The organism is Allobosea sp. P4_C6 (assembly GCF_056402015.1).
This window is the reverse complement of the sequence record NZ_JBFUIF010000003.1, coordinates 25,263-50,168: the sequence shown is the minus strand read 5'-3', so window position 1 is coordinate 50,168 and position 24,906 is coordinate 25,263. Positions and strand designations below refer to the sequence as shown.

Annotated in this window: 20 protein-coding genes; 7 read left to right on the top strand and 13 right to left on the bottom strand. The window is 66.5% G+C overall.

The window, feature by feature from the left end:
* Positions 1–11: 11 nt before the first annotated feature.
* A complete protein-coding gene (gene glmU, locus AC1DVA_RS03135; RefSeq protein WP_476805033.1) occupies positions 12–1,379 on the bottom strand; it encodes a bifunctional UDP-N-acetylglucosamine diphosphorylase/glucosamine-1-phosphate N-acetyltransferase GlmU in 1,368 nt (455 codons plus the stop codon).
* 313 nt (positions 1,380–1,692) lie between these two features.
* Here glmU and AC1DVA_RS03130 point away from each other — a divergent pair, with 313 nt between their 5' ends.
* Together AC1DVA_RS03130 and mdoH are read left to right on the top strand one after the other, a co-directional pair.
* Entirely contained in the window at positions 1,693–3,252 is a 1,560-nt protein-coding gene (locus tag AC1DVA_RS03130; RefSeq protein ID WP_476804936.1) for an OpgD/OpgG family glucan biosynthesis protein, read from the top strand.
* A complete protein-coding gene (gene mdoH, locus AC1DVA_RS03125; RefSeq protein WP_476804935.1) occupies positions 3,228–5,423 on the top strand; it encodes a glucans biosynthesis glucosyltransferase MdoH in 2,196 nt (731 codons plus the stop codon). Before AC1DVA_RS03130 ends, mdoH begins: the two co-directional genes overlap by 25 nt.
* Positions 5,424–5,582: 159 nt before the next feature.
* Here mdoH and AC1DVA_RS03120 read toward each other — a convergent pair whose 3' ends face one another.
* The 4 genes from AC1DVA_RS03120 to AC1DVA_RS03105 all read right to left on the bottom strand — a co-directional run bounded on the left by AC1DVA_RS03120 (position 5,583) and on the right by AC1DVA_RS03105 (position 8,724).
* Positions 5,583–6,464, bottom strand: coding sequence for a VOC family protein (locus tag AC1DVA_RS03120; protein ID WP_265053403.1), 882 nt, complete (start codon positions 6,462–6,464; stop codon positions 5,583–5,585).
* A 74-nt stretch (positions 6,465–6,538) separates the two neighbouring features.
* A complete protein-coding gene (locus tag AC1DVA_RS03115; protein WP_476804934.1) occupies positions 6,539–7,708 on the bottom strand; it encodes a glutathionylspermidine synthase family protein in 1,170 nt (389 codons plus the stop codon).
* Between the two features lies 1 nt (position 7,709).
* Positions 7,710–8,315 (bottom strand): DUF1190 domain-containing protein, encoded by a 606-nt coding sequence (locus AC1DVA_RS03110; protein ID WP_476804933.1) that lies wholly within the window; start codon positions 8,313–8,315, stop codon positions 7,710–7,712.
* A 7-nt stretch (positions 8,316–8,322) separates the two neighbouring features.
* Positions 8,323–8,724, bottom strand: a complete 402-nt coding sequence (locus AC1DVA_RS03105) for a DUF350 domain-containing protein (RefSeq protein WP_265053400.1) — start codon at positions 8,722–8,724, stop codon at positions 8,323–8,325.
* 116 nt (positions 8,725–8,840) lie between these two features.
* Here AC1DVA_RS03105 and AC1DVA_RS03100 point away from each other — a divergent pair, with 116 nt between their 5' ends.
* A complete protein-coding gene (locus AC1DVA_RS03100) occupies positions 8,841–9,221 on the top strand; it encodes a GFA family protein (RefSeq protein ID WP_476804932.1) in 381 nt (126 codons plus the stop codon).
* A 1-nt stretch (position 9,222) separates the two neighbouring features.
* On the opposite strand, the gene AC1DVA_RS03095 is transcribed toward AC1DVA_RS03100, so the two are convergent.
* From AC1DVA_RS03095 to tpiA, 3 genes are all read right to left on the bottom strand, one after another.
* A complete protein-coding gene (locus tag AC1DVA_RS03095; RefSeq protein WP_265053398.1) occupies positions 9,223–10,851 on the bottom strand; it encodes a CTP synthase in 1,629 nt (542 codons plus the stop codon).
* 164 nt (positions 10,852–11,015) lie between these two features.
* Positions 11,016–11,429 carry a preprotein translocase subunit SecG gene (secG, locus tag AC1DVA_RS03090; protein ID WP_265053397.1) on the bottom strand — a complete coding sequence of 138 codons (414 nt, stop codon included), beginning with the start codon at positions 11,427–11,429 and terminating at the stop codon, positions 11,016–11,018.
* A 141-nt stretch (positions 11,430–11,570) separates the two neighbouring features.
* Positions 11,571–12,335 (bottom strand): triose-phosphate isomerase, encoded by a 765-nt coding sequence (tpiA, locus tag AC1DVA_RS03085; RefSeq protein WP_476804931.1) that lies wholly within the window; start codon positions 12,333–12,335, stop codon positions 11,571–11,573.
* Between the two features lie 192 nt (positions 12,336–12,527).
* On the opposite strand from tpiA, the gene AC1DVA_RS03080 reads away from it, so the two are divergent.
* On the top strand, positions 12,528–14,441 hold the full coding sequence (locus AC1DVA_RS03080) for a SurA N-terminal domain-containing protein (protein WP_265053395.1): 1,914 nt from the start codon (positions 12,528–12,530) through the stop codon (positions 14,439–14,441).
* A gap of 2 nt (positions 14,442–14,443) precedes the next feature.
* Positions 14,444–15,958 carry an anthranilate synthase component I gene (trpE, locus tag AC1DVA_RS03075; protein WP_476805032.1) on the top strand — a complete coding sequence of 505 codons (1,515 nt, stop codon included), beginning with the start codon at positions 14,444–14,446 and terminating at the stop codon, positions 15,956–15,958.
* A 128-nt stretch (positions 15,959–16,086) separates the two neighbouring features.
* Here the strand turns inward: trpE and AC1DVA_RS03070 are convergent, their stop codons facing one another.
* A complete protein-coding gene (locus AC1DVA_RS03070; protein ID WP_476804930.1) occupies positions 16,087–16,662 on the bottom strand; it encodes a TIGR00645 family protein in 576 nt (191 codons plus the stop codon).
* 248 nt (positions 16,663–16,910) lie between these two features.
* Here AC1DVA_RS03070 and AC1DVA_RS03065 point away from each other — a divergent pair, with 248 nt between their 5' ends.
* Both AC1DVA_RS03065 and xth read left to right on the top strand, forming a co-directional pair.
* Positions 16,911–17,354 carry a BA14K family protein gene (locus tag AC1DVA_RS03065; RefSeq protein WP_476804929.1) on the top strand — a complete coding sequence of 148 codons (444 nt, stop codon included), beginning with the start codon at positions 16,911–16,913 and terminating at the stop codon, positions 17,352–17,354.
* Positions 17,355–17,489: 135 nt separating this feature from the next.
* Positions 17,490–18,269, top strand: coding sequence for an exodeoxyribonuclease III (gene xth, locus AC1DVA_RS03060; RefSeq protein ID WP_476804928.1), 780 nt, complete (start codon positions 17,490–17,492; stop codon positions 18,267–18,269).
* Between the two features lie 36 nt (positions 18,270–18,305).
* On the opposite strand, the gene AC1DVA_RS03055 is transcribed toward xth, so the two are convergent.
* The 4 genes from AC1DVA_RS03055 to AC1DVA_RS03040 all read right to left on the bottom strand — a co-directional run bounded on the left by AC1DVA_RS03055 (position 18,306) and on the right by AC1DVA_RS03040 (position 24,824).
* The gene (locus AC1DVA_RS03055; protein ID WP_265053392.1) at positions 18,306–19,265 is read right to left on the bottom strand and encodes a tetratricopeptide repeat protein; all 960 of its coding nucleotides are present in this window, start codon (positions 19,263–19,265) and stop codon (positions 18,306–18,308) included.
* Positions 19,252–20,982 (bottom strand): dihydroxy-acid dehydratase, encoded by a 1,731-nt coding sequence (gene ilvD / locus AC1DVA_RS03050; RefSeq protein ID WP_476804927.1) that lies wholly within the window; start codon positions 20,980–20,982, stop codon positions 19,252–19,254. Before ilvD ends, AC1DVA_RS03055 begins: the two co-directional genes overlap by 14 nt.
* Before the next feature lie 290 nt (positions 20,983–21,272).
* Positions 21,273–21,854: a YqaA family protein gene (locus tag AC1DVA_RS03045; protein WP_476804926.1), complete on the bottom strand. Its 582-nt coding sequence runs from the start codon at positions 21,852–21,854 to the stop codon at positions 21,273–21,275.
* A 150-nt stretch (positions 21,855–22,004) separates the two neighbouring features.
* Positions 22,005–24,824 (bottom strand): valine--tRNA ligase, encoded by a 2,820-nt coding sequence (locus tag AC1DVA_RS03040; protein WP_476804925.1) that lies wholly within the window; start codon positions 24,822–24,824, stop codon positions 22,005–22,007.
* Positions 24,825–24,906: the final 82 nt, after the last annotated feature.

The following is a 24,906-nucleotide window of genomic DNA, read 5'->3' as shown; positions in this document are numbered from 1 at the left end:
GCAATTCCGGTCTATTCGGCTGCCTTCTTGGCCGCTTTCCGGGCTGCCGCTTCCTTCCGGAAGATCTTGGCCCAGCCCTCCTTCTCGACCTGCCGGCTACGGCCGATGGCGAGCGCATCGGGCGCGACGTCGCTGGTGATGACCGAGCCGGAGCCGATATAGGCGCCGTCGCCGATCGTCACCGGCGCGACCAGGGACGAGTTCGATCCGACGAAGGCATTGGCACCGATCGTCGTCTTCGATTTGACGAAGCCATCGTAGTTGCAGGTGATGGTGCCGGCACCGATATTGGCCGCCGCGCCCACGCTGGCATCGCCGATATAGGTCAGGTGGTTGACCTTGGCGCCGGGCCCGATATCGGCGGCCTTCACCTCGACGAAATTGCCCACCCGGGACTTCTCGCTGAGCACCGTGCCCGGCCGCAGGCGTGCATAGGGACCGACGCTGGCGGCCGGGCCGACCTCGGCGCCTTCCAGGTGTGAAAAGGCGTGGATCACCGCGCCATCGGCAACGCGAACGCCCGGGCCGAAGACGACGTTGGGCTCGATCGTCACGTCGCGGCCGATCTCGGTGTCGAAGCTGAAGAAGACGGTTTCGGGCGCGATCAGCGTCGCGCCTTCGAGCATCACGGCGTGCCGCTTGCGCCGCTGGAATTCGGCTTCCGCGCCAGCGAGTTGCGCACGGTCGTTGACGCCCTGGACCTCGCTCTCCGGCGCCTTCAGCACGACGGCTTCCAACCCGTGCGATCGTGCGACCGCGACGGCGTCGGTCAGATAGAACTCGCGCTGGGCGTTGTCGTCGCCGATCGCTTCGAGAATCGCCAGCGCATGTTCGCCGGCGAGCGCCATCAGGCCGGCATTGCAGAGCTTGATTTGGCGCTGCTCCGGCGTCGTGTCCTTATGCTCGACGATCGCTTCGAGCTTGCCGTCGTGCTCGACGAGCCGGCCATAGCCGGCCGGGTCCTGCGCCTCGAAGCCGAGAACGGCGACGGCTGCTCCCCCGGCCAGCGCGCCGCGCAGCGCCGCGAAGGTTTCCGGCCGGACGAGCGGGGTATCGGCGAAAGCGACCAGGATATGAGCGTGCCCGGCCTTCAAAGCGTCCTTTGCCGCAAGCACCGCATGGGCCGTTCCGCGCCGCTCATGCTGCGTCGCTATCCGTGCCGACGGCAGGAGCTTGAGCGTCTGCTCTCCGACCTCGGGGCGTTCCGAGGAGATCACGACTGCAACTGCGTCGGCGCCGGCCCGCGCGACCGAGGACAGGACATGGCCAAGGAGAGAGCGGCCGGCAACGGGATGAAGCACCTTCGGCAGCAGCGATTTCATGCGGGTGCCCTCGCCGGCGGCCAGAACGATCGCAAGGCAGGAGCAAGCCGGCTGCATTTCGGTCATCTTTGTCGTTTCCCTTGCAGGGCATGATTGGACTGTTGCCCGCTCTTCACGGTCGTTTTTACGCATGCTGGCGTTGCAGGCGCCGTGGATAGCCGATCCGTTTGGCTTTTGCCAAAGTGGAGACGGATCAAAAGAGGCCTTCCGAGAATGATCGTCACCCATCAACTGGACTAAGCCGTTTTCGCAAGCGGCTCCGGCGGGTTCAATCACCACTATTTTCCTGATCGGAAACGCTTTTCAGCCGAGCTGGAAATGCTCTAGAAGCGCGGAGGGCGAAGGGCGTCGCCCGTGCAGTATGGATAAGATGTCGAAACCCTTGAATCGCAGGCAATTTCTGGAAGGTGCCGCCGGCGGCGCAGCCTTGCTGTCCCTTGCCGGCCCCGCTGCGGCGCAGGCGCCCACGGGCGCTGCCGCCTTCAATATTCCCTCCCTCGCCGATGGACAGCGTTTCGACTCTGCGCTGGTCGTCGATGCCGCCCGCGCCCTGTCGCAGCGCCCTCTGATTCCACTGGCCGCAACCGATCTGCCGGAAAACTACGCGAGCCTGCCGGCCGATCAGTATGCCGGCATTCGCATGCGGCCTGAGTCTACGATCTGGGCCGGAGAGAATCGCGGCTTCACGGTCGAGCCGTTGCATCGCGGCTATGTCTTCTCCAATCCCGTCAGCCTGTTCACGATTGAGGACGGCACGGTGCGCAGGGTCGCCTTCGACCGCGCCAGGTTCGATTACGGCCGCGTCGCCCCGCCGGCGGCCAATCTCGATCTGCAGTTCTCCGGGATGCGGATCGCGGCCGGGCTCGAGCGACCGTTCGAGGTCGCGATCTTCCAGGGCGCCACATTCTTCCGTGCCCTGGCGCGAGGCCAGAATTTCGGTGCGATGTCGCGCGCGCTGATTCTGCGCCCCGGCGAGACCCGCGGCGAGGAACTGCCCTTCTTCCGGGCCTTCTGGATCGAGCGTCCGAGTCCTGCCGTCGGCTCGCTCGTCATCCATGGGCTGCTCGATTCGGAGAGCGTCAGCGGTGCGGTGCGGATGACGCTGCGGCCCGGCGACGTGACCTTCATCGATGTCGAGATGACCCTGTTCGCGCGCCAGGCGCTGGAGCATGTCGGTTTCGGCTGCACGAGCGCGACCTTCCTCTCCGGTCCGCAGAGCCGGCGCACCTTCGACGATGTCCGGCCCTCTATCGGCGAGGTCTCGGGCGTCCAGATGCTGTCGGGCGGCGGCGAGTGGATCTACCGGCCGGTGAACAACCCCGCGACGCTGCAGGTTTCTTCCTTCGTCGACGAGAATCCGAAGGGTTTCGGCCTGGTGCAGCGCGAGCGCGACCCGGCCGCCTTCCAGGACGACGACCAGCGCTTCGAACTGCGCCCCAGCGTCTGGAACGAGCCGCTCGGGGACTGGGGCGCGGGGTCGGTCCAACTGATCGAGATCCCCAGCGATTCCGAGCCGAACAAGAACATCATCATGTACTGGCGGCCGAAGCAGCCGCTGGCGGCCGGCAGCGAGACCTCGATCAGCTATCGCCAGGCCTGGTGCTGGCAGCCCCCCGAACGCCCGCCGCTGGCGATCGCGACGCGCACCCGCCAGGGCAAGGGCTCGCAAGGCCGGCGCCGCCGCTTCATCGTCGAGTTCACCGGCGACCGGCTTGCCGACCCGGCGCTGATCGCTTCGACGCGGGCGACCGTCACGGCCCAGCCCGGCGCGGTGCAGGGCGTCCGACTCTGGCCTTATCCGGAGCGCAAGATGATGCGCGTCGGGTTCGAGGTGGACCCCGGCACCGAAACGCTCTCTGAACTCAGGCTCGTCCTGCAATCCGGCGGCCAGCCCGTCTCGGAAACATGGTTGAATCGATGGACGTGGTGACCGCCACCCGCCAGGAGATTGCAGAGGTGGAGGCCCGCAGCTTCAACCCGGCTCGGGAGCCTGCGACCCCGCCCGAAGAGCGGCTGATCATGCCGGTGCAGTCCTTCAAGAGCTGGAACATGTCGGAGCGGCGCAAGCCCGCGGCGCCCGGCAACTGGAAGACGCCCTGGCTGAAGCGCCTCTTCGTCTTCGGCGGCGGCTTGGCTCTGACCGCCTTCGGCGCCTGGGAGATGTACAACGTCGTGTCGGTCAGCCGCACGACCTCGCTGCAGTATGCCTTGCTCGTGCTGTTCACGATCAACTTCTCGTGGATCGCACTCGCCTTCACCAGCTCCATCCTCGGCTTCTTCGGCGTTCTGTTCGGCGCCGGCCGCGCGGAGCGGGCGGAAAGCCTGAAGCATCGCACCGTCGTGGTGATGCCGATCTACAACGAATCGTCGGCGCGAACCTTCGCCGCGGTCGCGGCCATACGCGAGTCGGTCGATGCGACGGGGCTCGGCGATCATTTCGACTATTTCATCGTCTCCGACACCACCAACCCGGATATCTGGGTTGCAGAGGAGCGCGCCTTCCTGGCACTGCGCGAGCGGCTTGGCCCCAATTCGCGCGTCTACTACCGCCACCGGCCCAAGAACCACCACCGCAAGGCCGGCAACATCGCCGATTTCGTCACGCGCTGGGGCGGGCATTACGAGCATATGGTCGTGCTCGACGCCGACAGCCTGATGACGGGCACCTGCGTCGTGCGCCTCGCCGCCGCGATGGAGGCCGATCCCGACGCCGGCATCATCCAGTCGCTGCCGCTGATCATCAACCGCAACACCTTCTTCGCACGGCTGCAGCAGTTCGCGGCGCGGGTCTACGGGCCTGTCATCGCGACCGGCCTCGCCATGTGGTCCGGCCGCGACGGCAACTACTGGGGCCACAACGCCATCATTCGGACGCAGGCCTTCGCCGACCATTGCGGCCTGCCCGATCTCAAGGGCAAGCCGCCCTTCGGCGGCCATGTTTTGAGCCACGACTTCGTCGAGGCGGCGCTGATCCGCCGCGCTGGCTGGTCTGTCTACATGCTGCCGGACCTGACGGGTTCCTACGAGGAAAGCCCGCCCTCGCTGATCGACGTCTCGGTGCGGGACCGGCGCTGGTGCCAGGGCAATCTCCAGCATTCACGCGTCATGGGCGCCAAGGGGTTCGTGCTGGCCACGCGCCAGCATTTCGCGACCGGCATCATGGGTTACCTCGCCTCGCCCTTCTGGCTGATGCAGCTGGTGGTCGGCATTCTGATCGTGCTGCAGGTCAACTACGCCCGCCCCGAGTACTTCACCCAGGAGTTCACGCTCTTCCCGGTCTGGCCGCGCTTCGACCCCGAACGCGCCTTGCGCCTGTTCGCGCTGACCATGGCGATCCTGCTGGCGCCGAAGTTGTTCGGCCTGCTGCTGACGCTGTTCAACACCAAGCTCAGGCGCGCCGGCGGCGGCACGATCCGCCTCACCGTCTCGGCGCTGATCGAGGTGCTGTTCTCGGCGTTCTTCGCGCCGATCATGATGCTGATCCAGTCGGGGTCCGTCTTCCAGATCCTGCTCGGCCGCGACACAGGCTGGAATCCGCAGCGGCGCGACGACGGCTCGATCCCCTTCAAGGACATCGTGCGCCGGCACAGGACCCATACGGTCCTGGGGCTCGTGACGGGCCTGTCGGCCTTCCTGATCGCGACATCGCTCTTCGCCTGGATGTCTCCGACGATCGTCGGCCTCGTGCTGGCGATCCCGCTGTCCTGGGCATCCGGCCAGCTCGCGATCGGCCTCTGGCTCAAGCGCCACAAGCTCTTGATGACGCCCGAGGAAGGCGCCCCGCCGTCGATCGCGCTGCGCGCCAACGAATTGCAGGCGGAATTCGAGAAGGCCGGCTATGACGACGCGGACGGGATCAAGGCGCTCCACGGCGATCCCGAACTGCGCCATGCCCATGAGCTGATGCTGCCCTATGGCCAATCCCGCCGGCGCGGCGAGATCGAGCCCGACCGTGCCGTCGCCCAGGCCAAGCTGGTCGATGCCGAGACGATCGACGATGCCGCGATCTGGTTGAAGCCGAAGGAGCGCATGGTCGTGCTGCACGACCGGGCGCTGATCGGCCTGCTGGCCTCCCTGCCGCCGGTCGAGGCGCAGGGCTGACTCCGGCCGGTTTTACGCGGAACCACGCCGTCATCCCGGGCTTGCCCCGGGATTCATCGTGGTGTGCCGGAGCCCTGCGATAGATTCCGGGTCGGCGCTGCTATGCAGCTCGTCCGGAATGACGGCGGCGGCTCCGAAACGATAGCCTGACCGCGGCGCTCAGCCCTGCTCGAACGCGATCATGCAGCCAAAGGCATGCTCCGGTTCGACGAAGAGCCGCTCCTCGCCGCGCTGGAACGAGATTTCGGCCTCAGTCAGGCGTTCCGCCACCGCCTCGATATCGGGGACCGAGACGCAGAAGCCGAGGAAGCGGGCCGGCGTCGTGTCGGGCTCGACGAGGTAGGCACCCTGCGCCGCCTCCGGATCGAGCACGTCGATGCGCCCGCGCGGCAGGGCGAGAACATAGTCCTCGTTGCCCTCCAGCACCTCGGCGCCGCCGCTGAAAGTGGTGAGGAAGGCGCGGTGCAGCGCCGGGTCTTCGGCGACGATCACCGCCGAGGCGAGCGCAGTGGCGCCGTTCGGATGCTGCTGGAACTCGGGGTTCCAGAAGTTCTGCGGCTCGATCTGCCGGCAGACGAAGAAGCCGCATTCCGGCGCCCGCGAATCCGCGGCGAAGGCGAGCTCGAAGGCGACGCGCACCGTGGTGCCGTCCGGCCGCTTGCCTTGGCGCTCGAAGAAAAACGGCTCGAAATCGCCGATGCCGGCGGCCTTAAAAGCGGCTGCATCGGCCTTGGCGTCGGTGCTTTCCAGCACCAGCATCGACAGGCCCTCCCCTTGCCCAGCCAGCGCCTCGCGGACGAAGGCCCCGAAGGAGAAGCTGCGTTCGCCATGCGGCGGAATGGCAGCGTCGTCGACGATCGTCACGAGTTCGAGGAAGGAGCCGGGAAACTGCACGATCCGGTTCTCGGTGCCCCAGGGGTGGCGGTTCCGGGTGCCGACGCGGAAGCCGAGCTTCTCGTAGAAGCGCCATGCGGCATCGAGATCGCGGACGCCGATGACGAGATGGTCGAGGCCGCGAGGCGTTGAGGTTGTTGCAGGCATGGCAGGCTCTTTCGACAGGCGTATCGGAACCCAAGGCTAGCAACACTTCACGGCGCGGTCATGTCCCGCTGCGCTCAGGACTCGATATAGTGCGGCACGAAGCGGGAGGTGTTCCTGGTGATCGGCGAGGAATCCTCGCGCACGCATAGCCCGCAGGCCTGCGAGGCGACGAGCCATGAGCCCAGCACGGCATAGTTGCCATCGGCCGAGAACAGGTTCGCCGCCGCGTCCTGCAGCACGTATCCCTCGGCGCCGTAGGGGCCGTCGTCGCTATCGACGATCCGGTCGCGCTCCAGCAGCGTGACGTTGGCGCCCTCGCGGGAATAGAGCGGCTTGCGGACACGCCGGGGCGACAATGTCGCGCAACGCGGATCGCCCTCGAAGAAGGCCGGCAGCAGGTTGGGATGGCCCGGCTCCATTTCCCAGAGGCAGGCGAGCAGGCCCTTGTTGGAGAGAACAGCCTTCCAGGGCGGCTCGATGAACTGGCAGCGCGAGCCTGCCAGCGACTTGCCGTAGCTTTCGCGGAACAGCCATTCCCACGGGTAGAGCTTGAACAGCGTCTCGATCGGCTGGTTGGCACCGTCGCAGAAGCGCCCATCCGAGAGCAGGCCGATCTCCTCGATAAAGGTGAAGCGGGCATCGAGCCCGGCCTGCACCGCGCAATCGGTCAGGTAATCGACTGTGCCCTTGTCCTCGGCGCTGCCCTGCACGCAGGTCAGATGCAGGCGATAGGGCGAGGGCTCGCGCAAGGCTGTGAAGGCGGTAATCAGGCGCTCATGCAGCGAGTTGAACTGGTCGCTTCCCTTCGGGATCGTGCCGCGCGCCATCGCCTGCTCGAGCCAGTCCCATTGCGCGACGCTCGATTCGAACAGCGCGGTCGGCGTATCGGCATTGTATTCTAGGAGCTTGGCCGGCCCGCGCCCGTCATAAGCGAGATCGAGACGGCCGTAGAGGTTGCGCTCGCCGCGCTGCCAGCTCTCCCGGATATAGTCCCAGTGTTCGGCCGGAATGGCGAGCCGGGTCAGGATTTCCTCATTGCCGAGCGCCTTCTCGACGAAAGCGAAGCAAAGCTGCTCGATCGCTTCCGTGGGCGCCTCGATGTCGCGCTCGATCTCCTCCAGCGTGAAGGCGTAAGCGGCACTTTCGTCCCAATAGGTCTCGCCGTCGATGGTGTGGAAGGCGAAGCCCAGCCGCTCGACCTGCTCGACCCAGTCCGGCCGGGGCGCAATCGTGACCCGGCGCATCTCAGGACGAGGAATGCGAGGAGAAGGAACGGGCAAACGAGCCGAAGCCGCCGCGCGAGGATACGCTCGTGGTCGAGACCACGCCCCGCGCGCCCACGGCCGCAGCCGTGAAGCCGCGGCCGGTCGTGGTCGAGTAGGCGCGCGAGCGGCTGCTGCCACCGGAACCGCCGCCACTGCTGGACGAACTGGACGAGCTGCGCGCCTGCTGGCATTCCGGCTGGGCCGCTCCAGGCGGGCAGGCCGCGGTCGTCGGCGGCAGGAGCGGCTGGGCCTGGTTGCCCGCCATCCCACGCGCCAGCATGAAGCCGGCAAGCGCGGGAATGAAGTACTGCGCCCCGCCGATGCTGGCCGTGTTGCAGCCGCTGGCGCCGTATTGCGCCTCGCAATCGCTCTGGCTGCGGAACTTCGGAGCGTCCTTGAGGCGCGCGGCTGCGGCTTCCGAAAAGGCCGCCTCGCATTGCTGGTAGCCGATCTGCCCGTCGGCCTGGCATTCGCTCAGGTTGTTGTAGACGAGGCTCTCCTGCGTCTCCTCGCCCGTCATCGACCAGACCGTCGCGACCAGGAGCACGCCGGCTGCTGCGAGGCCGATCTGCGAAGAGCGTTTCATCGCCGCCTCACACTGTCATGCTGGCGCCTGCCAGCGTTCCCGAGATCACGGCGATCACCGCCAGCATCGCCGCGGCCGGCAGTTTGTCCTGCTCGATCTTGCGCGACAATTCCGGGATGAGCAGCCGCGCCAGCCCATAGGCGGCAAACTGGACGATCATCGCGGCGACAGCCCAGAGAATGCAGTCGGGAATGCTGCTCGCCTGGGCGATCGCCTTTTCGAGTGGAACCGAAAAACCGACGAGATTGCCACCGAGCGCAACCGCGGCGGAAAGATTGCCGCTGCGGATCAGGGCGATTTCGTCATGGGCCGTCAGCCGCAGGTAGATCGCGGCAAAGGCTGCGATGAGTGCTACGCCGACGACGAAATAGAGGAGGAAGGCGGGCAGGCCCGCCATAGAGATCGTCATGCCGCCCTGCCCCGTCGCCAATCCGAGGCCGTACTATACGGCCGCGATCGTCGCGCGCTACCGGAGCTATCCAAAAAAGCTGTGCCAGCCGTCATCTAAAGAGAGGATGCAAGCCAATGACGACCAGGGAAGCCCGCAGTTGCGGCCAGCTGCGCGTCACATGCGAGGGCGAGCCGGCCATCGTCGCGCTTTGTCACTGTCGCGAGTGTCAGAGGCGAACAGGCAGCACCTATGGCGTCGCGGCCTTTTTTCCACGGAAGGCCGTCGTCATTTCAGGCGCTTATGTCGACTACGAGAGGCCGGCCGACAGCGGCTCTCGCGTCCTGCATCATTTCTGCCCGGCCTGCGGCGGCACGGTCCTGTGGGAGCCGTCTCGAAGGCCGGAGCTGATGGCGGTGGCTGTCGGAGCCTTCGCCGATCCCGCGTTTCCAGCCCCGCAAAAAGTCGTCTTCGAGCAGCACCGTCACCCTTGGGCGGCGGTCGCGCTCGGCGGCTAGGTCAGACCAGGCGGCTCTGCGCCTTCGCCGCCTCGATGAAGCTCGCGAAGAGCGGGTGCGGCTCGAAGGGGCGCGACTTCAGCTCGGGGTGATACTGCACGCCGATGAACCAGGGATGGTCGGGGTATTCGACCGTCTCCGGCAGGAGACCATCCGGCGAGAGCCCCGCGAAGCGCATGCCCTTCGCTTCGAGCTTCTCGCGATAGCCCATATTGACCTCGTAGCGGTGGCGATGACGCTCGGAGATCTCGGTGGAGCCGTAGATCTCGGCGATCTTCGAGCCGGCTGCGAGCGTCGAGGCATAGGCGCCGAGCCGCATCGTGCCGCCGAGATTGCCGTTTGCAGCGCGCTGTTCCAGCTCGTTGCCGCGCATCCATTCGGTCATCAGGCCGACGACGGGCTCCTCGGCCGGGCCGAACTCGGTCGAATTGGCGTTCTCGATGCCTGCGAGCGAACGCGCCGCCTCGATCACCGCCATCTGCATGCCGAAGCAGATGCCGAAATATGGCACCTGGCGCTGCCTTGCGAAGGTCGCCGCCTTGATCTTGCCCTCGGCGCCGCGATGGCCGAAGCCGCCGGGCACCAGGATGCCGTGGACATGTTCGAGGAAAGGCGCGGGGTCCTCCTTCTCGAAGACCTCCGATTCGATCCAGTCGAGATTGACCTTGACGTTGTTGGCGATGCCGCCATGCGTCAGCGCCTCGATGAGGGACTTATAGGCGTCTTTCATGCCGGTATACTTGCCGACGACGGCGATGGTGACCTCGCCCTCGGGGTTCTTCACGCGCTCGGAGATGCGCCTCCAGTTCGCGATGTCGGGCTCGGGCTGCGCGTCCATGCCGAAGGCGGCGAGCACTTCGTTGTCGAGGCCCTCGGCATGGTAGGAGAGCGGCACGTCGTAGATCGAGGCGACGTCGCGGGCCTCGATCACGGCGGTCTCGCGGACATTGCAGAACAGAGCGAGCTTGCGGCGTTCCTCGCGGGGAATCTCGCGGTCGGTGCGGCAGAGCAGGATGTCGGGCTGGATGCCGATCGAGCGCAGCTCGGCGACCGAATGCTGGGTCGGCTTGGTCTTCAGCTCGCCGGCGGTCGGGATATAGGGCAGCAGCGTCAGGTGGATGAAGATGCACTGCCCGCGCGGCAGCTGCTGGTTGGTCTGGCGGATGGCTTCGAGGAAGGGCAGGCTCTCGATGTCGCCGACCGTGCCGCCGATCTCGACCAGCGTGAAGTCGTAGCCCTCGTTGCCGGTGAGAATGAATTCCTTGATGGCGTTGGTGACGTGCGGCACGACCTGGATCGTCGCGCCGAGATAGTCGCCCCGGCGCTCCTTGGTCAGGATGTCCATGTAGATGCGGCCGGTGGTGATGTTGTCGCCCTTGTTGCAGGGCCGGCCGGTGAAGCGCTCGTAATGGCCGAGGTCGAGATCGGTCTCGGCGCCGTCGTCTGTGACGAAGACCTCACCGTGCTGATACGGGCTCATCGTGCCCGGATCGACATTGAGGTAGGGGTCGAGCTTGCGCAGGCGGACCGTGTGGCCGCGCGCCTGCAGAAGGGCTGCGAGAGCCGCCGCCGCCAGGCCTTTGCCAAGCGAGGACACCACGCCGCCGGTGATGAAAACATACCGCGTCATGGGAGGTCACCTCTATCGCCACGGGTTCGATTCGCTAAGCGCAAGCAGTGCAGTCCCGACCTGCTCTGGACGCTTGTCCACAAAAAGAGGAGGCCGGTTGCCCGGCCTCGAAGCCTTTTGCCCACACAAAAGAGAAGGGCCGGTCACCCGGCCCCTGCCCTATCCTATTGCTGCGGCGCCGCTGGCGGCGTCGGCGGCTGTGCGCCGCCCTGATTCTGGTTCTGCATCTGGCGCAGCTGGTCGAGGACGCCGCCGGCATTTGGGGCGCTCGGAGCTGCGGGCGCGCCCGGGGTAGCCGGTGCGGTGGTCGTCGGCGCGCCGTCGATGATCGAACGCTGGACGCGGCCGCGGTTGGCCATGACGGCGAGCACGACCGAAGTCAGGAAGAAGAGACCGGCGAGAATCGCCGTAGCCCGCGTCAATGCGTTGGCCTGGCCACGGCCGGTCATGAAGCCGCCGACACCGCCGCCACCGCCAGAGCCCATGCCGAGGCCGCCGCCTTCGGAACGCTGCAACAGCACCACGCCGACGAGCGCGACGACGATGATCAGGTGGATGACGATGAGAACGTTCTGCATGGTCTCACGAAAATGGGCATGGCGCGGGCCGCCGCAAGGGCCACCCGCTCCTCCTCGAAGATCGAGGCGAATTCGGCGCGGCACATAACATGCGTGCGCCGACAGCGCCACCCCTGCGGGGCGTGTGATTCACATTGCCGCTCAGCCGGAGCAGGCCCGCGCGATCGCCAGGAATTCCTCGGCCTTCAGGCTCGCGCCGCCGACGAGCGCGCCATCGACATGGGCGACATTCATCAGCTCGACGGCGTTGGAGGGCTTCACCGAGCCGCCATAGAGCAGCCTGACGCCGGCGGCGGCTGCCTTGCCGAGCAGACGGCCGAGCTCGGCGCGGATCGCCTCATGCATCTCGGCGACATCGGCCGCGGTCGGCGTCAGGCCGGTGCCGATCGCCCAGACTGGCTCATAAGCGACGACGAGCGTCGTCGCGGTCGCGCCATCGGGAACCGAACCGCGCAACTGCTTCTTGACCACGGCCAGCGCCTTGCCGGCCTCGCGCTCGTCCTTCGTTTCGCCGACGCAGACGATCGGCACCAGCAGCGCCTTCTGCGCGGCCTCGGCCTTGGCCTTGACGGTGGCGCTGGTCTCGCCGTGCAGCGTGCGGCGCTCGGAATGGCCGACGATGCAGAAGGTCGCACCGGCATCGGCCAGCATCGTGGCCGACACCTCGCCGGTGAAGGCGCCGGAGGCTTGCGTACTGCAATCCTGTCCGCCGGTGGCGATGCGCGAGCCGATCAGTGCGGCCGAGCCGGCGAACAGCAGGGTCGCGGGCGGGCAGATGGCGAGGTCGACGGCCTGCTTCAGCCCGGCGTCGTAGCCCTTCGCCACCTCGGCTGCGATGGCGAGCTCGGCCTTGAGGCCGTTCATCTTCCAGTTTCCGGCTACCAGCGGCCTGATGCTGCGCGTCACGTCGTTCCTCCGAAATCAGCTCCCTGCGCTCTAGCAACGCCCGGCCCGTGCCGCAATCGCATGCGACGTCGCGACACGATTCCGCCACGACGATTGCGGCTTTCGCCGCCGGTTCCTATAAGCAGCGCCGAAACGGACACGCGCGCGGCCACGATCCAGCGCGGCGAACAGGAACAGGGAAAGACAGCTTCCATGATGATGCAGGGCATCCGCAAGGCGAGTCAGGGTTTTCTCGGCAAGCTCCTCGTCAGCGTCATGTTCGGCGTCCTGATCCTCGCCTTCGCGATCTGGGGCGTCGGCGACATCTTCCGCGGCTATGGCCGCAACGAGGTCGCACGCGTCGGCAAGAGCGAGATCGGCCTCGAGCAGATGCGCACGGCCTATCAGAACGAGATCCAGAACCTGACGCGCCAGCAGCGCCGCCAGATCTCGCCAGAGATGGCGCGTGCGCTCGGCCTCGATCGCCAGGTGCTGTCCCGCCTGATGAGCGAAGCCACGCTCGACCAGACGGCGCAAGGCATGCGGCTTGCCGTCTCCGACGAGACGATCCGCAACCTGATCTTCGACGACCCGGTCTTCCGCGATGCCTCCGGCCAGTTCTCCGCCGCGCGCTTCAACGACCTCCTGCGCACGAACGGCTATACCGAGCAGAGCTACGTCACCCTCCAGCGCGCGACGATCCTGCGCCAGCAGCTCTCGGAGATGCTGGTCGGCGGTGTCACCGCCCCGCTCGCGCTGCAGGAACTCGGCAGCCGCCTGCGCAACGAGAAGCGCGCCATCACCTTCGCCCGGCTGCCGGCGAGCGCCGCCGGGGAGATCGCGGCGCCGACCGAGGACCAGCTCAAGAGCTTCTTCAACGATCGCAAGATCGCCTTCCGCGCGCCGGAGTACCGCACGGCCGACATCCTTTCGCTCTCGGCCGAAACGATCGCCGATCCGGCCAAGGTCACGGACGAGGAAGCCAAGGCGCGCTACGATGCCGTGAAGGCGCAACGCTTCACCAGCGTCGAGAAGCGCACCGTCCAGCAGATCGCTTTCCCGAACCTGGAGGAAGCCCAGGCCGCCAAGGCCAAGATCGACGGCGGCGAAACCTTCGACGAGATCGCCACCGAACGGAACGTCGCCTTCAACGACCTGACGCTGGGCACCTTCACCCGCGACCAGATCTTCGACCCCGCCGTGCGGGAGGCCGCCTTCGCGCTCGAGCAGGGCGACGTCAGCGGGCCGGTCGCGAGCGCCTTCGGAACGGTTCTGCTGCGCGTGACGACGGTCGATACTGCCCATGTGCGCCCGTTCGAGGAGGTCGCGGCCGAGGTGAAGCAGGAACTCGCGACCAGCCGCGCCGCCGGCCAGATCACCGAGCTGCACGACAAGATCGAGGATCAGCGCGCCGCTGCCAAGCCGCTGGCCGAGATCGCGAAGGAGCTCAAGCTGACGCTTCGCACCGCCGGTCCGATGAGCGCGGGCCTCACCAGGCCCGATGGCTCGAAGGAAGAGGCCTTGCCGGGCGCCGACGCGACGCTGCAGGCGATCTTCCGCTCGGATATCGGCGTCGACAACGAGGCGATCCGCCTGCCGCGCGACACCGGCTATGTCTGGTTCGACGTCACCAAGATCGACCCGGCGCGGGAGCGCAGCTTCGACGAGGTCAAGGCCGAGGTCGAGAAGCAATGGCGCGCCGACGAGACCGCGACCAAGCTTGCCGCCAAGGCCCGCGAGTTGTCGGAGCGGCTCGACAAGGGCGAGAGCTTCGATGTCGTCGCGGCCTCCGCCGGGCTGACCATCGAGACCGCGGCCGATATCGGCCGGCAGGACCAGCGGCCGGAACTCCCGGCCGGCGTCGTCGCCCAAGTCTTCGGCACCGTCGCCGGCAAGAGCAACTCCGCTGCGGGCGCGGATGGCGGTCGCATCCTGTTCAAAGTCGATTCGGCGACCGTGCCGCCCTATGTCCGCACGACGCAGGAAGCCGGCAATTTCGAGCGCCTGCTGTCTTCCAGCATCAGCGAGGATATCCTGGTGCAATACGTCGCCAGGCGGCAGGCGCAGCTCGGCGTCAGCATCAACGAGGCGGCCTTCCGCAACGCGACGGGCGGAGCGACGAATTGACGATGCAGCCCTTCCTGGAGTTCGAGCGCTTCGCGCAGATCTACGAGACGGGCGCACCGCAGCTTCTGCGTCAGGTTCTGGTCGGCGATTGCGAGACACCGGTCGCCGCCTTCCTCAAGCTGCGTCACGCCACGTCCGGCCCGGCCTTCCTGCTCGAATCGGTCGAGGGCGGCGCCGTGCGCGGCCGCTATTCGATGATCGGGCTGGAGCCTGACCTGATCTGGCGCTGCCACCGTGGCGAGGCCTCGCTCTGCCGGACCGCGCTCGGCGAAACCTTCCTGCCCGACCCTCGCCCGGCCTTCGAGAGCCTGCGCGCGATGCTGGATGAAAGCGCCATCCCGGAAGCCGAAGGGCTACCGCCGATGGCGTCCGGCGTCTTCGGCTATCTCGGCTACGACATGGTCCGGCTGATGGAGCGCCTGCCGGAACCGAAGGAGACTGGCACCGGCGTGCCCGACGCCATCCTGACCCGGCCGACGCTGATGGTTGTGTTCGATTCGGTCCGTGACGAGATTCATGTCGTGACCCCCGTGCGGCATATGCCGGGCGTCGGCGCGCGCCACGCCTATGAGCGGGCACAGGAGCGGCTGGAGGCGGTCGTCCTGGCGCTGGAAGGCGCCCTGCCCGCCGAAGCCGACATCGACATCGCCAACCTGCCGGAGCCCGCGACGACCTCGAACACGAGCGAGGCCGAGTATCACGAGATGGTGGCGAAGGCGAAGGAGTACATCCGCGCCGGCGACATCTTCCAGGTGGTGCTCTCGCAGCGCTTCGAGGCGCCCTTCGCCCTGCCGCCCTTCGCGCTCTATCGGGCGCTCCGGCGGGTCAATCCGGCACCGTTCCTCTGCTATCTCGATTTCGGCGACTTCCAGATCGTCTGCTCGAGCCCGGAGATTCTGGTCAGGCTGCGCGACGACACGGTCACGATCCGACCCATTGCCGGCACGCGCCGCCGCGGCGCGACCGAGGCCGAGGATGAGGCGCTGGCCGACGAATTGCTGGCCGATCCCAAGGAGCGCGCCGAGCATCTGATGCTGCTCGATCTCGGCCGCAACGATGTCGGGCGCGTCGCGAAGATCGGCACAGTCAAGGTGACCGACTCGTTCTTCATCGAGCGCTACAGCCAGGTGATGCATATCGTCTCGAACGTCGAGGGCGAGATCGACCCGCGTCATGACGCGCTGTCGGCGCTGGTCGCAGGCTTCCCGGCCGGAACCGTGTCGGGCGCGCCGAAGGTCCGCGCGATGGAGATCATCGACGAGCTGGAGCGCGATGCGCGCGGCGCCTATGGCGGCTGCATCGGCTATTTCGGCGCGAATGGCGAGATGGATACCTGCATCGTGCTGCGCACGGCGGTGGTCAAGGACGGGCGCATGCATGTCCAGGCCGGCGCCGGAATCGTTTATGATTCGAACCCGGCCTCCGAGCAGGAGGAGTGCATCAACAAGGCCAAGGCCCTGTTCCGCTCCGCCGAGGAGGCGATCCGCTTCGCCGCCCGGACCGGGCGCGGCCAGTAGCCGAGCCACGCAATCGCGTCATGCTCGGGCCTGACCGGAGCATCTCGGAAACCAGTGTCTTCTCGTCACGAGATTCTCGGGTCACCGCTGCGCGGCGCCCGAGAAGGACGGAACAGGAAACCCGATTCCTAGTGCCCCTTGCCGGGTGTCGACGTCATCTTATCCACCCAGGCGATGCCGATGGCGGACAGGATGAAGACGACATGGATCAGCGTCTGCAGCAGGACGCCGGATTCGGTGTAGTTCGCCGTCTTGCCGACGATCCCGATATTGCCGGCCTCGATGAAGGTCCTGAGCAGGTGGATCGACGAGATGCCGATGATCGCCATGGCGAGCTTGATCTTGAGCACGCTGGCGTTGACGTGGCTCAGCCATTCCGGCTGGTCGGGATGGCCCTCCAGCCGCAGCCGCGAGACGAAGGTTTCGTAGCCGCCGACGATGACCATGATCAGCAGGTTCGAGATCATCACCACGTCGATCAGCCCGAGGACGACCAGCATGATCTGCTGCTCGCTGAAGTCGAAGGCGTGGGTGACGAGGTGCCAGAGTTCCTTGAGGAACAGGAAGACATAGACGCACTGCGCCACGATGAGGCCGATATAGAGCGGCAGCTGCAGCCAGCGGGAGCTGAAGATGAGCGCCGGCAGCGGCTTCATCGCGCCGAACGTTTCAGGTCGGGAGGGCGGGCTGCCGGTTTGGGCCATTGTGGATCCTGGTCCTTCGAATGCGTGATGGGGGTTTCGGTACGGTGAAGCGCTAGATGGCGAGGAAAACGCCTCCGCGCAACCCACTCGATGGAGCTCTCGCACCCAAGAGCCACAATGCTGTGACGCCTATTTTGCGCCGAGATTGCAGGCTAGTCTTTCCGCAGGGTCGACAAATCGCTACAATCCGGGCCCATCGGGGGAACATGCGGCGTTCCACTCGCGCAGGACAGCATAGGAGTTCCGTCATGATCAAGATGTTCGCCGTCGCAGCGGCTCTGGCCGGCTGTGCGGCCCTCGCCGCCCCCGCCTCGGCCGCGCCGCTCGCGCCCGCCTCCGCTGCTGTTGCCGCGGCGAAGGGCGATGCCAACCTCGTCCAGACCGTGCAGTGGCGCCCCTATGGCTATTACGGGCCGCGCTACTATGGCGGTTATCGTCGCGGGCCGGCTGTCGGCGCGGGGATCGCGGCGGGTGTCATCGGTGGAGCGCTCGCTGCCGGCGCATTGGCCGCGCCGCCTCCGCCTCCGGTTTATGGGTATCCGGCGCCGGTCTATGCCGCACCCCCGCCGCCTTACGGCTACAGCGTCGAGGATGTCGATGCGGTGGCTTACTGCTCGCGCCGTTTCCGGAGCTACAACCCCGAGACCGGGACCTATATCGCGTCCGGCGGCGTGGTTCGCGCCTGCCCCTGACAACGGCCGACAGTCCGATCGAGAATCAATGGCTCCCCGCAGCGATGCGGGGAGTTTTCGTTTGCGGCGGAAAGCGGCTTGCCTTGGCAGCGGCAATCCCGCTTATCCTGCGGCCGTCTCACATCGGAGCGTCTCGTGCGTATCGCCACCTGGAACGTCAATTCGGTCCGCCAGCGCCTCGGCCATCTGCTGGATTTCCTCAGGGAAGCCGAGCCCGACGCGCTCTGCCTCCAGGAGATCAAATGCGTGGACGGCGATTTCCCGCGCGCCGAGATCGAGGCTGCCGGCTGGCAGGTCGAGACCCACGGGCAGAAGACCTTCAACGGCGTCGCGATCCTCAGCCGGTCGCGGCTGGAAGACGTCCGGCGCGGCCTGCCCGGCGATGATGGCGACGAACAGGCGCGCTATCTCGAAGGCGTGCTGCCGCTCGGTGACGGCGTGGTGCGCCTGGCCTCGATCTACCTGCCGAACGGCAACCCGCCGAACACAGAGAAATACCCCTACAAGCTCGGCTGGATGCGGCGGCTGACGGCCCATGCCCGCATGCTGCTGGAGCAGGAGGAGCCGCTCGTGCTCGCCGGCGACTATAACGTGATTCCCGAGCCACGCGATGCGCGCGATCCCGGTGCCTGGGTCAGCGACGCGCTTTTCCTGCCGCAGACGCGCGCGGCCTTCCGCGGCCTGATCAATCTCGGACTGACCGAGGCCGTTCGCAGCACCACCGATGCCGGCGGGCTCTACACCTTCTGGGATTACCAGGCCGGCGCCTGGCAGCGGAACAACGGCATCCGCATCGACCACCTGCTGCTCTCCCCCCAGGCGGCGGACAGGCTCGCAGGGGTCCAGATCGTCAAGCATGTCCGCGGCTGGGAGAAGCCGTCGGACCATGTGCCTGTGATGGTGGAACTGCACTGAGGCGCACCGCGCGGTCGCCAAGGACCGCGGCTGCGCTCAGTTCTGGCCGTTGTTGCTACTGCCGCTACGCGAGCTCACAACCTGCTGACGCTCGACCAGCGCCAGCGCAGCCGAACGATCGGCCGCCGATGCAGCGGCAAAGGCCGCGTCGTGGCGCTCGATGATCCAGGTTTCGCGAGCGGGGTCCGCGCCTTCGCGGGCCATGGCCAGCCACATCAGGCCAAGCACAGGCTGCCGGGGCACGCCGTCGCCGCCACGCAGCAGCATCTCGCCGAAAGCGGCGCGGGCCGGCGCATGGCCCTTCTCGGCCGCGAGCTTCATCCAGCGCGCCGCCTGCCGCGCATCGCGACCCGTGCCCTGCCCCGTCATGTAGAGACGGGCGAGATTGTACTGGCCGTCCGGGTCGCCGAAATAGGAGGCGGCGTAGTGGAACATGTCGAAGGCCCGGTCGGGATTGGGCTTCACATAGCTGCCCTTGATGCCGTCGCTGAAATAACCGCCGAGCGCGACGAAGGCGCTGCCGACGATGCGGCCGTCGGCGGTGCCGGGAATGGCGTCGGCGTTCTCGTCCGCGATCTTCGAAAAATACTCGAAGGCCTTGAGATCGTTCGTCGGAACGCCTTCACCTCCAGCATACATCCGGCCGAGCTTGTACTGCGCGGTGAGATGGCCCTGGGAGGCCGCGTATTCGAGCGCGCGCACGGCGCCGACCTTATCGCCGGCCGAGGAATCGCGCATCCAGGCGCGCAACGCATCGCGGGCGCTGCTGAAGGGAACGAGCGGCAGCGCGGTGTGCGCCGTGGGCGTATCGGGAGCGGGAGCGAGCGTTGCGGCCCCGGGAGCACGCGAGAGGGAATCGCCCGGCTCCGGCAGCGCAGCGCCCGGGATGGAGCGCGGCGGCACCGGCTTTCCGCCTGCGAAATCCTGCGCCCAGGCAGCTTGCTGGCCGCCGAGGAACAGGAACAGGCATGCTATGGTCGAGCTAGATATCCGCATAGCAATGGGTTTCGGCCGCCCCTCCTGGGTGGGTGACGGCACCGCCTTTGGCGGAGCCGACCGTCTGCGCGTATTTCCACAGCGCTCCGGAATTGTAGTCGGTCTTCCTCGGCACCCAGCTCTTACGACGCTCTTCAAGTTCGGCATCAGAAAGGCGGACTGCGAGCTTTCCTGTGATGGCATCGAGCTCGATGATATCCCCGTCGCGGATCAGGCCGATCGGCCCGCCGACAGCGGCCTCCGGCCCGACATGGCCGACGCAGAAACCGCGCGTGGCGCCCGAGAAACGGCCGTCGGTGATGAGCGCGACCTTGTCGCCCATGCCCTGGCCGTAAAGGGCTGCGGTGGTCGACAGCATCTCGCGCATGCCGGGGCCACCCTTGGGGCCCTCATAGCGGATGACGAGCACGTCGCCGACCTCGTAGGTCCGGTTCCTGACGGCCTCGAAGGCGTCCTCCTCGCGGTCGAAGCAGCGTGCCGGGCCGGTAAAGACGAGCTGGTCCTCGGGCATGCCGGCGATCTTCACGATCGCGCCTTCCGGGGCGAGATTGCCCTGCAGGCCGACGACGCCGCCGGTCACCGTGATCGGCTTGTCGGCGCGATAGACGACATCCTGCTGGTCGTTCCACTTCACCGAGGCCATGTTCTCGGCGATGGTACGGCCGGTCACGGTCAGGCAGTCGCCGTGGAGGTAGCCGGCATCGAGCAGGCTCTTCATCACCAGCGGGATGCCGCCGACCTCGAACATGTCCTTGGCGACGTATTTTCCGCCCGGCTTGAGGTCGGCGATATAGGGCGTCCTCTTGAAGATCTCGGCGACTTCGAAAAGGTCGAAGTCGATGCCGCATTCATGGGCGATCGCCGGCAGGTGCAGCGCGCCATTGGTCGAGCCGCCGGTGGCGGCGACGACCATCGCGGCGTTCTCCAGCGCCTTGCGGGTGACGATGTCGCGCGGGCGGATGTTCCGGGCGATCAACTCCATCACCATCTCGCCGGCGGTGTAGCAGAAGGTGTCGCGGACGTCGTAGGGCGCCGGCGCGCCGCAGCTATAGGGCAGCGCCAGGCCGATCGCTTCGGCGACCGTTGCCATGGTGTTGGCGGTGAACTGGGCGCCGCAGGAGCCAGCGGAGGGGCACGCAGCCTCCTCGAGCTCCTTCAGGTCCTCGTCGGACATCGCGCCGACCGAATGCTTGCCGACCGCCTCGAAGACGTCCTGCACGGTCACAGGGCGGCCCTTGAAGGTGCCGGGCAGGATCGAGCCGCCATAGATGAAGATCGAGGGCACGTTGAGACGGACCATCGCCATCATCATGCCCGGCAGCGACTTGTCGCAGCCGGCGAGGCCGACGAGGGCGTCGTAGCAATGGCCGCGCATGGTCAGCTCGACCGAGTCCGCGATGACCTCGCGCGAGGCCAGCGACGACTTCATGCCCTGGTGGCCCATGGCGATGCCGTCGGTGACGGTGATGGTGCAGAATTCGCGCGGCGTGCCGGCGGCGGACGCGACGCCCTTCTTCACCGCCTGGGCCTGGCGCATCAGCGAGATGTTGCAGGGAGCCGCTTCGTTCCAGCAGGAGGCGACGCCTACGAAGGGCTGCGCGATCTGCTTCGCGGTCATGCCCATCGCATAATAGTAGGAGCGGTGCGGGGCCTTGGCGGGGCCGACGCTCACATGCCGGCTCGGCAGCCTCGACTTGTCGAACACACGCGCATCCATTGCCACTCGTCCTGTCCCCCGACCTAGCCCGGCGCAGAGATGTGCCACGCCATGCAAGCCAGGAGCAATCTACGCCCCCGAGAACCCGTCAACGACCGGAACCGTCTCCGAACCGGCGCGTCAAGGTCAGATTTCACTATATCTGAGGGACTTAACGCGCCCTTTTGCTGGGCGTTGTTTGTGGCGGCTTCGCGGCGATTGTGACCGCATGGACGGCGCGCTACGCCGTTCTCATTCCAGTGTTGCGTCGATGTCACAAACACGCGAGGCGCATGCCATGAATCCGCCGCTCACAGCACCATCGGCAGGACGAAGAAGCCACCGACGATAACCACGAGAAGCGCGAGCGCCGTCATCGGCAGATGCTTCTCGATGAAGATGCGGATGTCGTCGCCATAGAAGCGGAGAGCCACTGCGATCATCATGAAGAAGGTGACGCGCGAGACGACCATGCCGATGGTGAACTTCCAGATATCGAAGTGCAGGAAGCCCGACATGATCGTGACGATCTTGAACGGAATCGGCGTCAGCCCCTTGGTGACCAGCACCCAGAACCAGTAGTCCTGCGAGGTCGCGATCAGATGGGCCGCCTTGTCCTGCAAGCCATAGAGGCTGATCAGCCAGGACCCCAGCGACTCGTAGAGCAGAGCGCCGATCGCGTAGCCGAGATAGCCGCCGAGGACGGCACCCAGCGAACAGATGCCGGCGTAGAACCAGGCCCGATCCGGCCGCGCAATGCACATCGGCAGCAGCAGCGGGATCGGCGGCAGCGGGCTGAACGAACTCTCGACGAAAGTGAGCGCGAAAAGCAGCCAGGGGGCACCTGGATGGGATGCGTAGGAAACGCACCAGTCATAGGCTCGCTTGAGCATGGGTCGTGAACAGCCGGTCCTTTGCCGCCACGCAGATGCATGGCGGATTTGCGTCGGGCGCATCTAAGCGGGGTCCGCCAGAGAATGCGAGTCCTCTCTTCGATCAACGGCAATTTGACGACGCCGCCGTGACCGGATTGCGATACCCGGTCAGGAAAGCCGCGTCAGAGCCTCCGCGATCTTGAGCTTGCGGGTTTCCGCCGCAGCCTTGCGCTCGCGGTTCTCCTCGACGATCTCCTCGGGCGCGCGGGCCATGAAATCGGGGTTGCCGAGCTTCTTCTCGACGACCGCGATGTCCTGGTCGAGCTTTGCGAGCTCCTTGCTCAGGCGGGAGCGCTCGGCGTCGAGATCGATCAGGCCGGCGAGCGGCAGCGCCGCGACCTCGCCACGCACGAGAATCTGCGCCGACTGTCCCGGCGCGGCCGTCTCGAACGCAATGTCGGAAACGCGCGCCAGCCGCTCGATCATCGGCCGCCAGCTCTCGATCGTCGCCCGCGTCGCGGCGGAGGCATTGACGAGGACGAGCGGAGCCTGCGTGCCCGCGGGCACATTGACCTCCGAGCGGACCGAACGGATGTCGGAGATCAGGTCGACGACGAAGCCGATCTCGGCCTCCGCCGCCGAATCCTTCAGCACCGCGAGATCGGGCCAGCGCGTCAGGCAGACCAGTGCATCATCGCCGGCGGAGAGTTTGCGGGGCGCGCCGGCCTCGGCCTTCTGGGCCCAGAGCTCCTCGGTCAGGAAGGGCATGAAGGGATGCAGCAGCTGGCAGATCAGGTCGATGACATAGGCGACGGTGGCCTGCGTCTCGGCCTTTGCGGCCTCATCGACGCCCTCGCCCTGCAGCACCGGCTTGGCAAGCTCGAGATACCAGTCGCAGAACTGGTTCCAGACGAAGCGATAGGCGCCGCCTGCCGCCTCGTTGAACTTGAAGCTGGGGATGCCGGCCGCGATCTCCTCGGCGGCTTGCGCGGCTTCGCTGAGGATCCAGCGGTTGAGCGGCTGCTTCACCGACGCCGGGTCGAAATCGGCGGCGCGCAGGCAGCCATTGATCTCGGCGAAGCGCGCGGCGTTCCAGATCTTGGTCGCGAAGTTGCGGTAGCCCTCGACGCGCGAGGTGGCGAGCTTGATGTCGCGCCCTTGAGCTGCCATCGCCGCGAGGGTGAAGCGCAGCGCGTCCGCCCCGTACTTGTCGACGAGCACCAGCGGATCGATGACGTTGCCCTTCGACTTCGACATCTTCGCGCCCTTCTCGTCGCGAACGATGGCGTGCAGGTAAACCTCGCGGAACGGCACCTCGTCCATGAAGTTGAGGCCCATCATCATCATCCGGGCGACCCAGAAGAAGATGATGTCGAAGCCGGTGACCAGCGTCGCGGTCGGGTAATAGTGCCTGAGCTCGGCGGTATCCTCGGGCCAGCCCAGCGTCGAGAACGGCCAGAGCGCCGAGGAGAACCAGGTGTCGAGGACGTCCTCGTCACGCTTCAGCTCGACCGGCCCGCCATAATGGCCGACCGCCAGCGCCTGCGCGCCCGCCTCCGATTCGGCGACGAAGACCTCCCCGTCCGGCCCGTACCATGCCGGGATCTGGTGGCCCCACCAGAGCTGGCGCGAGACGCACCAGGGTTCGATGTTCTCGAGCCAGTCGTAGAAGACCTTCGTCCAGTTCTCGGGCGTGAATTTCGTGCGGCCGTCACGGACCGCCTTGATCGAGCGCTCGGCCAGCGGCTTGACGTCGACATACCATTGATCGGTCAGCCACGGCTCGATCACGACATCGGAGCGGTCGCCATGCGGGACGGTATGTCCATGCGGCTCGATCTTCGCGAGGAACCCGCGCTCGGCCATCAGAGCGACGACGCGGCGGCGCGCCGCGAAGCGGTCGAGCCCGTCGAGCGCCAGCGTCTCGGCTTCCGGCTTGGCGCTGGCCAGGAAGTCCTCGTTGCCAGCGAGCGTGACCCGCGCCTCGCCATCGAGGATATTGATGATGTCGAGCTGGTGACGCTTGCCGACCTCGAAGTCGTTGAAATCATGCGCCGGCGTGATCTTGACCGCCCCAGTGCCTTTTTCGGGATCGGCATAGTCGTCACCGAAGATCGGGATCACCCGGCCGACCAGCGGCAGAACGGCATTGCGGCCGATCAGGTGGCCGATCTTCTCGTTTTCCGGATGCACGGCGACGCCGGTGTCACCCAGCATGGTCTCGGGCCGGCTGGTCGCGACCGTGATGAACGTCGAGGCGTCGTCCGGGTCATAGGTCGCGCCTTCGAGGGGGTAGTTGAAGTAGTAGAGATGGCCGTTCGGATCGCGGCCCAGCGCCTTGTCGAGCTTGGCCGCATCGAAAGGTTCTTCGTCGCCGCGCTGCCATTTGAACGAGCCGGTCTTCTCGACCTGCAGCACCTCGATATCCGAGATCGCGGTCTGGAACTTCGGATCCCAGTTCACCAGCCGCTTGGCGCGGTAAATCAGCCCCTGCTTGTGCAGGCCGACGAAGACCTTAAGGACTGCGGCCGACAGCCCCTCGTCCATGGTGAAGCGCTCGCGGGACCAGTCGCAGGAGGCGCCGAGGCGGCGAAGCTGGTTGACGATGGTTCCGCCGGATTCGTCCTTCCAGCGCCAGACTTCCTCGAGGAAAGCCTCGCGGCCCATGGTGCGCCGGTCGGTCTTGTTCTCGCCGGCAAGCTTGCGCTCGACGACCATCTGCGTGGCGATGCCGGCATGGTCCATGCCGGGCTGCCAGAGCACATCCTTGCCGCGCATGCGCTCGAAGCGGCAGAGCACGTCCTGCAGCGTGTTGTTGAGCGCGTGGCCCATATGGAGCGAGCCGGTGACGTTCGGCGGCGGGATGACGATGCAATAAGGCTCGGCGCCGGGTTCAGCGCCCCTGCCTGCCTTGAAGGCCTCAGCCTCGTCCCAGGCCTGGCTGATCCGGGCCTCGACGGCTGCCGGTTCGAAAGTCTTGTCCATCATCGCATCGCTCGAACGCAGAAAGGCCGGGGAACCTGCCCCGGCCGGAAAATCACAGGCCAAAAGGTCTCTGGCGTCTTAAGAG